The organism is Nostoc commune NIES-4072 (genome assembly GCF_003113895.1).
GTDB classification, from domain to species: Bacteria; Cyanobacteriota; Cyanobacteriia; order Cyanobacteriales; family Nostocaceae; genus Nostoc; species Nostoc commune.
On record NZ_BDUD01000001.1, the window covers coordinates 900,416 to 913,609 of the forward strand.

At 40.7% G+C, this 13,194-nt stretch carries 13 protein-coding genes; 6 read left to right on the forward strand and 7 right to left on the reverse strand.

Going from position 1 to position 13,194, the window contains the following annotated elements:
• Positions 1 to 40 precede the first annotated feature (40 nt).
• The gene (locus CDC33_RS03995) at positions 41 to 718 is read right to left on the reverse strand and encodes an ATP-dependent Zn protease (protein WP_109007393.1); all 678 of its coding nucleotides are present in this window, start codon (positions 716 to 718) and stop codon (positions 41 to 43) included.
• Positions 719 to 942: 224 nt separating this feature from the next.
• Between CDC33_RS03995 and CDC33_RS04000 the strand changes: the two genes are divergently transcribed.
• Together CDC33_RS04000 and CDC33_RS04005 are read left to right on the forward strand one after the other, a co-directional pair.
• Positions 943 to 1,158 (forward strand): hypervirulence associated TUDOR domain-containing protein, encoded by a 216-nt coding sequence (locus CDC33_RS04000; RefSeq protein ID WP_109007394.1) that lies wholly within the window; start codon positions 943 to 945, stop codon positions 1,156 to 1,158.
• A gap of 9 nt (positions 1,159 to 1,167) precedes the next feature.
• On the forward strand, positions 1,168 to 1,425 hold the full coding sequence (locus tag CDC33_RS04005) for a DUF3140 domain-containing protein (protein WP_109007395.1): 258 nt from the start codon (positions 1,168 to 1,170) through the stop codon (positions 1,423 to 1,425).
• A 170-nt stretch (positions 1,426 to 1,595) separates the two neighbouring features.
• Here CDC33_RS04005 and CDC33_RS04010 read toward each other — a convergent pair whose 3' ends face one another.
• The 5 genes from CDC33_RS04010 to CDC33_RS04030 all read right to left on the reverse strand — a co-directional run bounded on the left by CDC33_RS04010 (position 1,596) and on the right by CDC33_RS04030 (position 7,589).
• The gene (locus CDC33_RS04010; RefSeq protein ID WP_109007396.1) at positions 1,596 to 2,438 is read right to left on the reverse strand and encodes a CheR family methyltransferase; all 843 of its coding nucleotides are present in this window, start codon (positions 2,436 to 2,438) and stop codon (positions 1,596 to 1,598) included.
• An 11-nt stretch (positions 2,439 to 2,449) separates the two neighbouring features.
• Positions 2,450 to 3,514, reverse strand: coding sequence for a protein-glutamate methylesterase/protein-glutamine glutaminase (locus CDC33_RS04015; RefSeq protein WP_109007397.1), 1,065 nt, complete (start codon positions 3,512 to 3,514; stop codon positions 2,450 to 2,452).
• A 103-nt stretch (positions 3,515 to 3,617) separates the two neighbouring features.
• Positions 3,618 to 4,922 carry a methyl-accepting chemotaxis protein gene (locus CDC33_RS04020; protein ID WP_109007398.1) on the reverse strand — a complete coding sequence of 435 codons (1,305 nt, stop codon included), beginning with the start codon at positions 4,920 to 4,922 and terminating at the stop codon, positions 3,618 to 3,620.
• 17 nt (positions 4,923 to 4,939) lie between these two features.
• Positions 4,940 to 5,410 carry a chemotaxis protein CheW gene (locus CDC33_RS04025; protein ID WP_109007399.1) on the reverse strand — a complete coding sequence of 157 codons (471 nt, stop codon included), beginning with the start codon at positions 5,408 to 5,410 and terminating at the stop codon, positions 4,940 to 4,942.
• A complete protein-coding gene (locus CDC33_RS04030; protein ID WP_109007400.1) occupies positions 5,403 to 7,589 on the reverse strand; it encodes a chemotaxis protein CheW in 2,187 nt (728 codons plus the stop codon). Before CDC33_RS04030 ends, CDC33_RS04025 begins: the two co-directional genes overlap by 8 nt.
• An 815-nt stretch (positions 7,590 to 8,404) precedes the next feature.
• On the opposite strand from CDC33_RS04030, the gene CDC33_RS04035 reads away from it, so the two are divergent.
• The 3 genes from CDC33_RS04035 (at position 8,405) to CDC33_RS04045 (ending at position 11,047) form a co-directional block, all read left to right on the forward strand.
• Positions 8,405 to 8,764, forward strand: coding sequence for a response regulator (locus CDC33_RS04035; RefSeq protein WP_244919133.1), 360 nt, complete (start codon positions 8,405 to 8,407; stop codon positions 8,762 to 8,764).
• A gap of 6 nt (positions 8,765 to 8,770) precedes the next feature.
• Positions 8,771 to 9,361 carry a chemotaxis protein CheC gene (locus CDC33_RS04040; RefSeq protein ID WP_109007402.1) on the forward strand — a complete coding sequence of 197 codons (591 nt, stop codon included), beginning with the start codon at positions 8,771 to 8,773 and terminating at the stop codon, positions 9,359 to 9,361.
• 72 nt (positions 9,362 to 9,433) lie between these two features.
• Positions 9,434 to 11,047 (forward strand): ATP-binding response regulator, encoded by a 1,614-nt coding sequence (locus CDC33_RS04045; RefSeq protein WP_109007403.1) that lies wholly within the window; start codon positions 9,434 to 9,436, stop codon positions 11,045 to 11,047.
• A gap of 32 nt (positions 11,048 to 11,079) precedes the next feature.
• Here the strand turns inward: CDC33_RS04045 and CDC33_RS04050 are convergent, their stop codons facing one another.
• The gene (locus CDC33_RS04050) at positions 11,080 to 11,925 is read right to left on the reverse strand and encodes a GNAT family N-acetyltransferase (protein ID WP_109007404.1); all 846 of its coding nucleotides are present in this window, start codon (positions 11,923 to 11,925) and stop codon (positions 11,080 to 11,082) included.
• A 633-nt stretch (positions 11,926 to 12,558) separates the two neighbouring features.
• Here CDC33_RS04050 and CDC33_RS04055 point away from each other — a divergent pair.
• Positions 12,559 to 12,957 carry a peptidoglycan-binding domain-containing protein gene (locus tag CDC33_RS04055; protein WP_109007405.1) on the forward strand — a complete coding sequence of 133 codons (399 nt, stop codon included), beginning with the start codon at positions 12,559 to 12,561 and terminating at the stop codon, positions 12,955 to 12,957.
• Positions 12,958 to 13,194 lie beyond the last annotated feature (237 nt).

Sequence of the window (13,194 nt, forward strand, 5' to 3'; positions counted from 1 at the left end):
TTGGGCAATAATCAATAGTTATTCTCTTCTCCCCTAACTCCTAACTCCTAACTCCTAACTCCGCATGACAATCTTGTACCGAAGTGCGTTGTCGCATGGCATTAACTAAAGCCTCGTAGCTCGACCAATTTTCTTGCAGTAGGGTTTTTGCCTGGAGGGTATGAAACCGCAGTTTCTGCTGATAAACTGATTCAGGAAAGCCCAAAATTGTCAAGACTCCTATTAGCTTATTTTTATCATCGCCTCCCCCCTCAGCATTATTAAAAACTAGGGTTTCAGCAGCAATACCCGCCATCCAAACAGTGCAGTACCGATCTAGCATTTGGGCACTGATTTTACCCACTTCTAGTTGAGATGCTAATTCGGCATCATCAAAGCTAACGCCGCCTTGTCCAGGTTGCCCCTGTTTCCAGGCTTCCCAAGCGCTGAGAGTGTAGCCGGTAACGGGAATACCTAACAGGTAAGCAATCAAGAAATGCCCTGCTTCGTGGTGGACGATGCGATCGCGGTGTTCACTTGAAAATCCAGCAATCCAATCTAAAAAGATAGTACCACCCTTGCCTTGCAAGCTAAAGCTGTCAAAAGTGGCTATTCCCAAAATAGCGAAGGTAGCAAGCGACGGTACTGCGGGCGATAAATTCAAGAATGGCCCCAGCAATACCGATAGAGTCATCAGAAAGATAGATATTGCAACTAAATTTAGGCTAGTCTGGCTCATTGAGAGTTTTTTGAGGATCTGCTTAATCTTTCTTTATTATCATGTGATAGCACAGCTTTTGTATCTAGGTGGTTGTAGCGATCGCCTAATTTTTCATCTTACACCCAATTAAATTACTGGCTTAAATAACGGATGTTTTCTCTATCACTAGAATGATGGCTACTTTTCCAGTCGCAGACATAATGTGACCTTAGTAGGTATAAAACATCCAACAGGAGATGAATATGGCTGAACAATTCAAAAATGGCGATCGGGTTGAATGGAACACTTCACAAGGCAAGACAACTGGCAAAGTAGTAAAAAAACTCACTTCACCTACAGATATTAAAGAACACCATATTGCTGCAAGTCAAGATAATCCTGAGTACTTAGTTGAAAGTGATAAGACAGGAAAACAAGCTGCTCACAAGCCTGATGCTCTTAAGAAAGTAAAGGAGTAATAGTTAATCATGAGCAAAGATGTTAAATCGGTGATTGCCGACTTTCATCAAGTTGTCAATATGACACCCAAGGAACTAGAGTTTTGGCTAGATACGGATGAGTCGCAAACTGTGGGGCAAAAGGATGGCGATGATGAGTCAATCGGTCATAAATCTGGGCGGCGTATCATTCAGCTAAAGTATAAACACTCTTTACGGTGGTTAACTGTTGACGGTTCTCAGTCATCAGTCATCGGTCATCAGCCTTCATGTAAATGTTCAAGTTAAATGCGTAAAAGCTTATGTAATACTAATTTGAAAAAAGAATGTGACAGATATACACTCTCAAACCCATTTTGAATTTTGAATTGCTATAACTTGTGACTGTCAATATTTTGTCAAAACCCTTAATGATTATGAGGGGAATGTTGGGAAACAGCAGTTTGCTGATTTTTATCTCAATCGGCAATTTTCACTTCAGGATTGTGCAATCGATAGCAGATAGCTTTGTCAAATAAAACCCGCTTGAATGATTCATCTAAGCTGATAGTCGTTTCACCACTACCCAGAAACAAGTATCCATCTGGCTTTAATTGCTGCTTGATCTTTTTTAACAAGGCTTTCTTGGTAACAACATCAAAGTAGATTAAAACATTCCGTAAAAAGATAACGTCAAATTGTGGCAGAGATGACCAAGATTGCAAAAGATTCAACTGACGAAAATCAACCATCTGGCGAATTTGTTCCTTTATTTGCCAGTCAGTATCTAGCTTTTGAAAGTAGCGATCGCGAATATTTATAGGTAGTCCACGATTCATTTCAAGCTGGTTATAATGTCCCTCGCGGGCCCGCGCTAAAACCTTACTAGAAAAATCAGTCGCAATTAATTTTACAGGCCAATTGGGAAGCATGGGAAAATGTTCATTAATTAGTATGGCGATACTATAAGGTTCTTGTCCATTAGAGCAGGCAGCACACCAAATGTTGAGCGATCGCTCACTTTCTCGTTGTTTAATTAACTCTGGTAACACATATTTTTTCAGTGCTTCAAAAGGGTGGCTATCACGGAAGAATGAGGTTTCGTTAGTGACTAGCGCCTCGATTGTCTGGACGTGAAGACTATTAAACGGGTGAGTTCGCAAGTAAGTAACCAAATCAGGAATGGAAGCGAATCCTGCCGATTCGATAATTGGCTGCAAATGTAACTCTGCTAAATAGGTTTTATCACCAAACAACACAACGGCTGAATGATGATGAACTAACTCTCGAAGATACTCAAAATCAGTGGTACTTACACCCATAATCTATGTCATTACAGTTCTGAAGGAGGAACTTGATTGAAACGAATTCTGTACATAATTTCATCTGCGATCTCATTAAGTGGAAGAATTTGATTAGCAAGTCCGGCATTAACGACAAAACTAGGCATTCCCCACACGACGCTAGTAGCTTTATCTTGTGCAAGTACCTGTCCACCCGCCTCGCGTATGCACTGACAGCCATGCAACCCATCTTGCCCCATACCTGTGAGGATAACAGCCATCGCCCCAGCCCCGTAAACCTGTGCAACCGATCGCAACAGCACATCGACTGAAGGACGACAAGAATTTTCGGGGGATGCTTGATGGGTAACAAGTCGAACTCCAGTTTTGTCTCGTTGCACGATTAGATGAAAATCTCCTGGGGCAATCCAAGCATGTCCCGGTTTTAGTATTTGTCCAGAAACTGCTTCATCTACTGGGATTTGACACTTGGAAGCTAATTGTTTAGCTAGTAGTTTCGTAAACATTGGCGGCATGTGTTGCACAATCAAAATCGGCACTGATAAATCTGCTGGAAACTCCTTAAGCACTACAGCTAGAGCATTTGGGCCTCCGGTAGAAACTCCAATTGCCACAACCTCCACCTGCTGTATATCGCTACGAAGGGGAAAAATAACTGGATGAGTAATGATGCTTGGTGTTGTGAAAAATGCACCAAATACCTTAATTTTAGGAATTAAATCATCCCGAATATGTTGGGTTGCTGCCTCTACATTTCCTAAGTTACTAGGTTTTGTGGCATAGTCTGAAGCACCTAAAGAAAGAGCTTCTAGGGTTGCGATCGCTCCACTGTATGTGAAGGTACTATACATAATCACTGGTAAGCGTGGATACTTTTGTCGAATAGCGGACAGGGTTTGCAAACCATCCATCTCCGGCATCTCGATATCCAAGATGATCACATCGGGATTAACATGGGAAATCTTGGCAAGGGCAATACGACCGTTAGCCGCGACTCCTACCACCTCCAGTTCTGGATCGCTAGACAAAATTTTACTTACTCGACTCCGTACTACTACGGCGTCATCGACAATTAGTACCCGGATTTTGGGCATTGGGGAATGGGGGACAAGGGGACTAGGGGACTAGGGGACTAGGGGCAGGGGGAAAAGGGGACTAGGGGAGTTTTTATGCTTGTTTATGAGTGTTGAAGACTTATTAATACTTGAACTGATTGACGACTTTCTGCAAATCTACTGCCATTCTAGATAATTCTGTGGCTGCCTCTAATGTATTACTGGTTCCTGTAGTTGTACTTTGAGTATTAAGTGCCACAATTCCAATACTTTTAGCAATATCTGAGGTTCCTTTGGCTGCCTCAGCCATATTTCGACCAATTTCATTTGTTGTTGCTGTTTGTTCCTCAATAGCGCTGGCGATCGTGCTTTGGAAGTCGTTGATTTGATTAATAATAGTAGTAATTTGAGTGATGGCTTGAACGGCGCTTTTTGTATCTGTCTGAATTGCTTCAATTCGCAAGCTGATATCTTCAGTCGCACTTGCCGTTTGTTTGGCTAATTCTTTCACCTCATTTGCGACTACGGCAAATCCTCTACCTGCATCTCCGGCTCTAGCCGCCTCAATCGTAGCATTGAGTGCTAGCAGGTTTGTTTGCCCTGCGATCGAGGTAATGACTTTAATAACTTTACCAATTTCGATGCTGCTTTGACCGAGTTTGTTAATTGTCTCGTTCGTGCGATCGGCTGTTTTAACTGCCTCCGTCGTCACCTTTGCTCCTTGGGTAACGGTCTTAGCAATTTCTCGAATGCTAGCATTCATCTCTTCTACGGCAGTCACCACTGTATTAGTATTCTGACTTACCTGTTCAGCAGAAGCAGAGGCAGAAGTGGCTTGTTCGGCTGTTTGTTCGGCGTTGTCACTCATTTCTTTACTGACTGCGGTCAGTTCTTCAGCCGAAGATGCAACTGCTGTTGCCACCTCTGTCATCTGTCTGATTGAAGACTTGAGGCTGCTAATCATCTGATTTGCATTATCCGTGAGCTGTTTAAACTCTCCTGCATTGCTTGCCTCGATTTGCTTGGACAAATTTCCTTGAGCAACGGCAAGGCTGACCTCATTAATACCTTTTATCTGCTCTCTTAAATTTGTAGACATCTGATTCAAGTTGTCGAGCGATTCTTTCCAATTCCCACCTGCTCCTTTGACAACGGCTTGAGAACCAAGTTTTCCTTCAATACCAATCTCGGATGCTAAACGATTAACTTCGTTAGCAAAGTTTTGATTTAAACTTACCAATTCATTAAAAACTGAGGTGATTTCACCCAGTTCATTATTCTCATCAGCTAAACGGACGGTAAAATCACCGTTTTTTGCCGCCTTAAGTGCTATTAGTAACGCTTGCAATTGCACTTTTATTACACTGTCATCGGTAGGTTGCGAATCTGCACTATCCACCGAGGGAGATTTAGAGTTGGCTGTTTTCCCAGCCCGATTTGTAGTCATTGCAAAGCGCTCCTGAATTATTCGATAATCTGATTTGTTAAATTAACATCTAGAATTTTCTCGGCGTCTAGAATTAACAGAAATCCCTCTGAGAGCGGGTAAGCTCCTGCTAGCATCTGACGCATTCTACCTTTTAACGTTGTGGGTGGGGGTTGAAAGGTGTTTTGTGCAAACTCTAAAACATCTCCCACATCATCGACGAGCAGACTGACTATTTCACCATCACAACATAGAACGACATTAAATCCTTGGGCTGCATCTCCAAGTTTTGTAGTTGATTGTGTCTGCGGTTCGCTCATCTCTAATCGACGCTGCAAATCGATGACAGTAATAATTTGTCCACGCAAATTAATCAACCCACAAATGTCTGGCGGTGCCAAAGGTACAGGAGTCATCGCTTGTGGACGAATCACTTCTTGAACGTGTTGCACGTCAATACCAAAGTAAACTCCTTTGAGAAAAAATGTGCAAATTTGTTGTTCAACCATGAGTAGCCAGTTGCAGCAAATAAGGGTTAGCAATCCGAATTACAGTTTCAATGTCGATAATTTCTGTGATTTGTCCTTGAATTACAGCACAGAAAAGCACACCAGGTCTACTAGGAATGCCTTTAATGGTTAGTGGTTCTTCCACAATATCAAGAATACGATCAACCACTAGCCCAACACTGAGTTCTGGATAAGGAGAGACAATAATTATCTGGAGCGTTTCTGCAACTGTCGCCAAAGCCTCATCATTAAAGCGATCGCCAACACCAAATATCTTATAAAGATCAATTAGCGGTAGAATTTGACCATAAGACTGATACACATTCTGATTAGCCACTTTTTCGACAGCAGAAGCAAAAATCTCTTCGAGCCGATATGCGATCGCTAGTGGAATGCCCATGCGTGCGCCTTGGGGCCCTTCAAAGAGTAAAATTGTTTGGCGATCGCCTGCTTGCTCTTGACTATTGGCAGCATTTTCGTTCAACAACTGCTTTTGTTTGGCGATTATACCAGTTCGGTTTGCCAGACCGACAACATCAATAATTAATGCCACTGTGCCATCACCTAAAACGGTGGCTCCTGCAAATAGGGATAGCATTTTTAACTGTTTTCCCAAAGGTTTAACTACAATATCTTGGATGTCTTCGATTGTGTCCACAACCAGTCCAAAACTATAATTATCAACTTGCACAATTACCAGACTGAGTGTTTCTAAGTTGCTAACACTATCCTGTTGCAAGACTTCGTTGAGATAAATCAAGGGTACAAGATTACCCCGCAAGCGATACACAGGCACATCGTATAATATCTCAATACTATTGAGTGTTTCTAGGCGTACTAGCTCTTGTAAACTCGCTTGGGGAATAGCATAGCAATCGCCCCCACTTGTAACAATCAATGCTGGAATAATTGCCAATGTCAGGGGAATCTTGATTTTGAAAGTCGTTCCTTGTCCCTGTTGGCTGTAAATTTCAATCGTTCCGTTAATCTTCTCAATATTGCTCTTGACAATATCCATCCCAACCCCGCGCCCGGATAGGTGAGTTACCTGTTCAGCAGTCGAGAAGCCGGATAAAAAAATTAAGTCCATCGCTTCTGATTGGCTCATGGTTGCAGCTTGCACGGCGTTGACTAAACCAAGTTGCTGCGCTCGCCCTTTCAGCTGTTCTAAATTCAGACCGCGACCATCATCGCCAATTTCAATATTGACTTTGCCGCTTTCGTGAAAGGCTTTGAGAAATAGCCGTCCTAAGCTTGGCTTTCCACAAGCAACCCGTTCGGCTGGTAATTCAATCCCATGATCAATGCAGTTGCGTACTAAGTGCGTCAAGGGGTCTTTAATTGTTTCAATAATACTTTTGTCTAGTTCGGTATCTGCTCCCTCCATCTCCACCTTAACTTCTTTACCAGAAGCGATCGCCAAATCGCGGGTGACGCGAGGGAACTTTTGCCAAATGGAACTAATTGGTTGTAGTCGAGTTTTCATCACCTCTTCCTGCAACTCGGCTGTAAGTTGGCTCAGATGTTGGCAGGTAGCAGTAAAACTATTATCTTTAAATTTTGTACTAAATCCGATTACCTGATTACGAGCTAAAACGAGTTCACCCACTAGGTTCATCATCTGATCTAGCAGATTAACGTTGACTCGGATATAAGCAGATTCTGATGTTGTCGTTGATATTTCTGTGAGTTCGTTATTGACATCACTACCTGCTGTATCTGGAGCTTCTGCATCTATTTGTGGCGTTTGTGTATTAACAAGCGATTGAGAGGGTTTTAGAGTCTGTTTTGCTTCTGACAATCGGGTTAAAGTTGCGATCAGTGCTGAATAATTGCGATTGCCATCCTGCTTTGTAGCTTGAATTTGAGACAGAATTTGCCGAATGCCGTCAACTGTTTGTAGTAAGATACTAATAATGTCAGGGGTGATTGCGATCGTGCGATCGCGCAGACACGAAAGCAAATTTTCTCCAGCATGAGCAAGTGATTCTAAATTAGGAAACGGTAAAAAGCCGCAATTTCCTTTAAGCGTATGGAGTGAGCGATAAATACGAACTAATGCTTCTCCATTCGCAGATGTTTTTTCTAACTCAATAATATCGCCTTCAATTTGATTCAAATTCTCATAGCTTTCAACGAGAAATGCTTCTATATCATCGTCAATTTCATTTAACTCCATCGGTTAATAAAGTATAAATTTATATATGATTATTTTAATACTAATTTAATATTAACCCTCAACAATCTCTATCTAAAGAGAGATGTTTGCCTTTTCTCAGGCTGAAGACATAATATTTACCTTAATGATATAGTTAAAAAGATCGCAATGTTACAGTTGCTATTCAACTCAAACTTTCAATAATGGTCGTTGTCAATACAGACAATCTTAACAAGTGCAAACAATGCAATGTGCATTCCGCCCCACAACTCTTGGAAACGCTGCGCGTAGCTTGCTTCCCCGTAGGGGTACGCTAACGTCAGTTTCTCAAATCATAACAACCTTGGTATTACTCAAATTATGTCAAGCAGGTATGCCTCAAAATGTATCTTAATGGCATGAGCCTGTAAGAAATCGACTGTCTAACCGATATCCAGCACACAATTAATTTTGCATTGGCTTCACAAAGTAAAGCTGGAATTAGATCGGATTTCAAATACTTAACAAATTTTAAAAGCTTCTATAGGACTCATATTTGATTTTTGAACAAAACTCAGTATACCTTTATTCCTTCTTCCCAGTCCTAGTCCCCAATCCCCAGTCCCTTACCTCTACAAGTGATTCAAAAATCAAATCGGATTGCTATATTATTAAAATTTTTTGCTTCACAGCATTATAGTTTCAGCGAGTTTGATAATTTTTCCGAAACTATTATTGATAATTGTAAAATTATATTTATTTCTTCTTTAATTCATTCCTTTTAATTAATAATATAGGCTAACTAGTCTATATTATTAATTGTTAAGCTAAAGCATAAAAGGACAAAGCTGATGGCAATGGTTTTGATTATCGATGATGCAGCTTTTTCTCGCAGAATGATCCGTAAGTTTCTGCAAATAGATGGTTATGAAATTATCGAAGCAACTAATGGGCGTGAGGGGTTAGAAATGGTTGACAACCATAAACCAAATTGTGTATTAGCGGATCTTCTAATGCCAGATATGAATGGGTTTGAATTTCTGAAAGCTATGCAAGATAAAAAATTAAAGATTCCGATCATTATCATTTCCGCCGATATCCAAGATGGCGCACGCAATCAAAGCTATAACCTGGGGGCAGTTAACTTTATTAATAAACCGCCAAAAGAAAGTGAATTGCGAAAGGCAGTCCGAGAAGTTCTTAATACTAAGGAATAAGTTTTCATGAGTGTGACAGCAGAAGAACTGGATGCCCTACAAGAGTTAATTAATATTGGAGTCGGTCGAGCAGCAAGTCTACTTAATGAAATGGTAGACTCTCACATTCGTCTAAAAATTCCGGTTGTTAAAGTCTTAACTGCTAACGAAGCATATCAAGAGTTAACAAAACGATTTCAGGATGATACTTTAGCATCTGTAAAACTACGCTTTACAGGTTCTTTCTATGGCACTGCTAGCTTAATTTTTCCAACTGACAGTGCATCAACATTGGTTGCAGTGCTTACAGGTGAAGAACCAGGATCGGCTGACCTAGATGCAGTCAAAATTGGCACCCTGAGCGAAATTGGGAACATTGTCATAAATGGGGTAATGGGTTCACTCAGTAATGTGCTAAAGAAGCATCTAAACTACACATTGCCCGTTTATTTAGAAGATACCCTTGAAAATTTATTATTATCTGCATACGAGAGCGATTCAAAAATCCTACTGGCGCAAGCCAGTTTCACAATTGAACGCTTTGAAATTATCGGAGATATTATTTTAATCTTTCTGGTTGGCACTTTTGATGCGCTGATAAATGCAATGAATGAGTAAAATCGAAATAATTCAATAATATAATTATAGTACAAATAGTTTTAATAAATATTAAAAGACTTTGATAATGCAATGAATATAATTGAACAAGCTCAGGAAAAATTCAGCCTTTTAGATAAAATTCCCTTAGGAGCTTTTGTTCTAAAATCAGATTATATTGTTATCTTCTGGAACTCCTGCTTAGAGGAATGGACAAAAATTCCGAAAAGTAAAATTTTGGGAATTTCTATTCAGGAATATTTTCCTCATCTGAATCAACCTCGCTACGCTAGCCGTTTGCACCAAATTTTTCAAGGCGGGCCTCCGACAATTTTTTCTTCTCAACTGCATAAATATATCATTCCAGTACCTATATCTCAAGATAAATACCGCATTCAACACACAACTGTTACTGCTGTATCTGCGTTTCATGGAGATGGATTTTATGCTCTGTTTTCAATTGAAGATTTGACAGATTTAACGTTCCGAGTTCAGGAATATAAAAATCTACGCGATCAGGCTCTAGCAATAGCAGAAGAACGCCAACGAGCGAAAGAAGCTGCTGAGAGAGCAAATCGCATAAAAGATGAATTTTTAGCAATTGTTTCTCATGAACTTCGTTCTCCTCTTAATCCAATTTTAGGGTGGGCAAAGCTATTAAAGAATCGCTCATTAAACGAAGCTACTACTGTACGTGCCCTAGAAACCATCGAACGAAATGCTGAATTACAGGCTCAGTTGATTGAAGATTTGTTAGATATCTCTCGTATTCTCCGGGGCAAGCTAGCACTTAATTTAGAAAGGGTTAATCTTGTTTTTACTGTTCAAGCTGCCTTAGAGACAGTGCAATTGGCAGCAGAAGCAAAGTCCGTTCAAATTAATCTTCATTTAGATACAGGAATTGGACAGGTTAAGGGTGATAGTAGTCGTATTCAACAAATTATTTGGAATCTGCTTTCTAACGCTGTTAAATTCACACCATCCGGCGGACAGGTAGAAGTTTACTTAAAACAGATTAATTCTGAGATACAACTGAAAGTTAGTGACACAGGTAAAGGTATTAGTCCTGACTTTCTACCATACGTATTTGAATATTTCCGTCAGGCAGATAGTAGTACAACCCGAAGTTTTGGTGGACTAGGACTTGGTTTAGCGATTGTGCGCCAACTTGTTGAATTACATGGCGGTACAGTTTCGGCAGAAAGCGCTGGAGAAGGACTTGGTGCAACGTTTACGGTTTGCCTACCCGTGTTTGAACATGTGGAATTAGAAAGAGAAAATCACAATGTATCAGAAGATTTCTATCCATCTTGTATGCTTTATGCTCCACTAGAAGGAATACGTTTGTTAATTGTAGATGATAATACTGATACCCGTGAGTTTCTAAGTTTTTTATTGGAACAGCAGGGAGCAATTGTAACGCTTGCAGCATCAGCCAGTGAAGCACTGACTGCAATTATGCAGTCAAAGCCAGATTTGCTGTTAAGTGATTTAGGTATGCCAAATGTTGACGGTTACACTTTGATCAGAAAGTTACGAGCAATGCCCGCGAATTTAGGTGGACAAATTCCCGCGATCGCTCTTAGTGCTTACGCCGCAGAAACCACACAAAAACAGGTTTTTACAGCCGGATTTCAACTCCATATCGCTAAACCAGCCGATCCTGCCAGATTGGTAGCTGCGATCGCAGCCCTTGTGAAGAATTGAACTTTTAAAAGTCATTAAGTTTGCAGCATTCTCTAACCTAGTTCTACACTTGTCACAGCAAAGATGCGATAAATGGGTAAATTAGGAATTTCTTTAGTGTACATCCGAGCAGTTTGAGAGACTGGCTGCAATTGGTAACGTTGAACTAGGTCAATCGCTTGTAGATTTGCATCCGGCACATCAAAAAACACTGGAGCATGAGGATTTTGTGCAAGCAAGGCTTGAAACAATGCTTCAGCAATCTGTTCATCATTAGCAAATAGTGGCCCAACCCTAAAACCTGTATGGGCAGGTCGGATAACTCCGTAACCAGCAAGATATCCATTTTTGAGAAACCCGAAAGCAGTACTTTCTGGCTGTTCAATCCAATGTTGCAGAAATAGCGATCGCTTAGAAGGAAAAAATTGGCGATCGTAAGCCACCAAATCTTCAAAAGGCACTGTTTTCAGATCCACGATTCCAGCAGGCACAACACCGCCACCTACCGCTTCATAACGAATATGGTTATAAGCGATTTGGAAACCAGACTTTTTGTAGTTATCTTGTTGAGCTACTGCACCATCCAAGCCGATGTTACGATCGGCACCCAGATAGTCCATTGCTGTCTTCCAAATTTTTATACCCAACCCCTGCCCACGAAACTGGGGTTTCACAACGTAAAAACCTATAACGGCAAAGTGTGGATCGTAAGCAACAGCAGAAATGCACCCCACCGGCTCACCATTCAACTCACCCAAGAAAAAACCGCTCTCGTCACTTTGATAAAAAGATTGAGCATCATACTTTCCTGGATTCCAACCTTCGGTTGCTGCCCAAGTAATCGCCAAATCCATTTCCGACCTTTTCATTGGGCGGACGACGAAATTCTCAGTGGTCATAATATCTTCTTACTATAGGAATCCGGTTTGATTTTTGAAAATATACGTAGGATGTGTTAGCACGGAGAGTACGGCATCAAACTCGTGTTCATAGTGCGTTACGAACTCCGTTCTAACACACTCTACAATACTTAATTTCGTTCAAAAATCAAATAGTAATCCTATACTAGGCTGTTAACTATTTAACTTGGCTTTTGCAAACTGAGTGATAACTCTTAATATTACTTTTTTGTATAGCTGCGCTTTCCAGTCCCTTGAGCATCTTTTATTCAAATACTACTGTTTTATTACCATATACTAATACATGATTTTGCAAGTGCGATATCTGACGACAAGGCTAGCGCCAACGCCGTTTTTTTTAGCGGTGATTTTAGGGAAATTCTGACAAATCAAGAGTAAGACTTTGTGCGACACAAATCTAAATAAATTAGTCATGCTTTTGTCACAATTCTGCAATAGCTCTGTCAATATAACGTGTGATGCTATAGCTCTGGGTTAAAAAATAGACTCTCTCTATAGTAAATCCACACACCAGAGTCTACCGAGGAGAATCACTATAAGGCACTAATCCTTATTTGGATGAATCTTCTAATCAAAATTGTCAGAACTCTTATAGTTAGAAGGAACAAAAAGATGAATTGGAAAGTACTTGCTTTGCTCCCTGCCTTGGCTTTAGCTACTGCTGCACCTGCTTATTCTTTAAGCAATAATAAAAGCCACAATATGACTACTGCTACCCAGGTTGCTCAAAATACCCAGGCTGGCGGCACCATGAAAAAGGCTAATGCTGTCCGAAAGGTTAATGCCCGTAAGAATAGTACGGCAAATCGTAGTACCGCACTCACAGTAGGTAGCAGAGGAGAGAGAGTTAAAACTGCTCAAAGTTTGTTAAAACAGCAAGGATTCTATACTGCAAGTGTGAATGGTGTTTTTGATAATAAGACACGTTCAGCCGTGATGAAATTTCAGAAGTCTAAAGGATTAAGAGCCGACGGAATAATTGGACCCCGCACTTTGGCATATCTTAAATAAAATGGTTTCAGCTTCGTAAAGAAAATTATTCGGCGTTGCATATTTACGGGATGATTTGGCAACTTCTAAAATTCCTCCACTTCCAATACTGCACGCTTTGTGCATTTTTAACTCGGCATTGGGTTTAGGGAAAAGGTTAAAGGTTAAAGGTTTTTTCTTTGCCCTTATCCCCAGAGGGGGCCCCACCTTCCCCTTTTCCCCAAAACCCGACAAGTATTGCCCCCACTTCCTCTACCT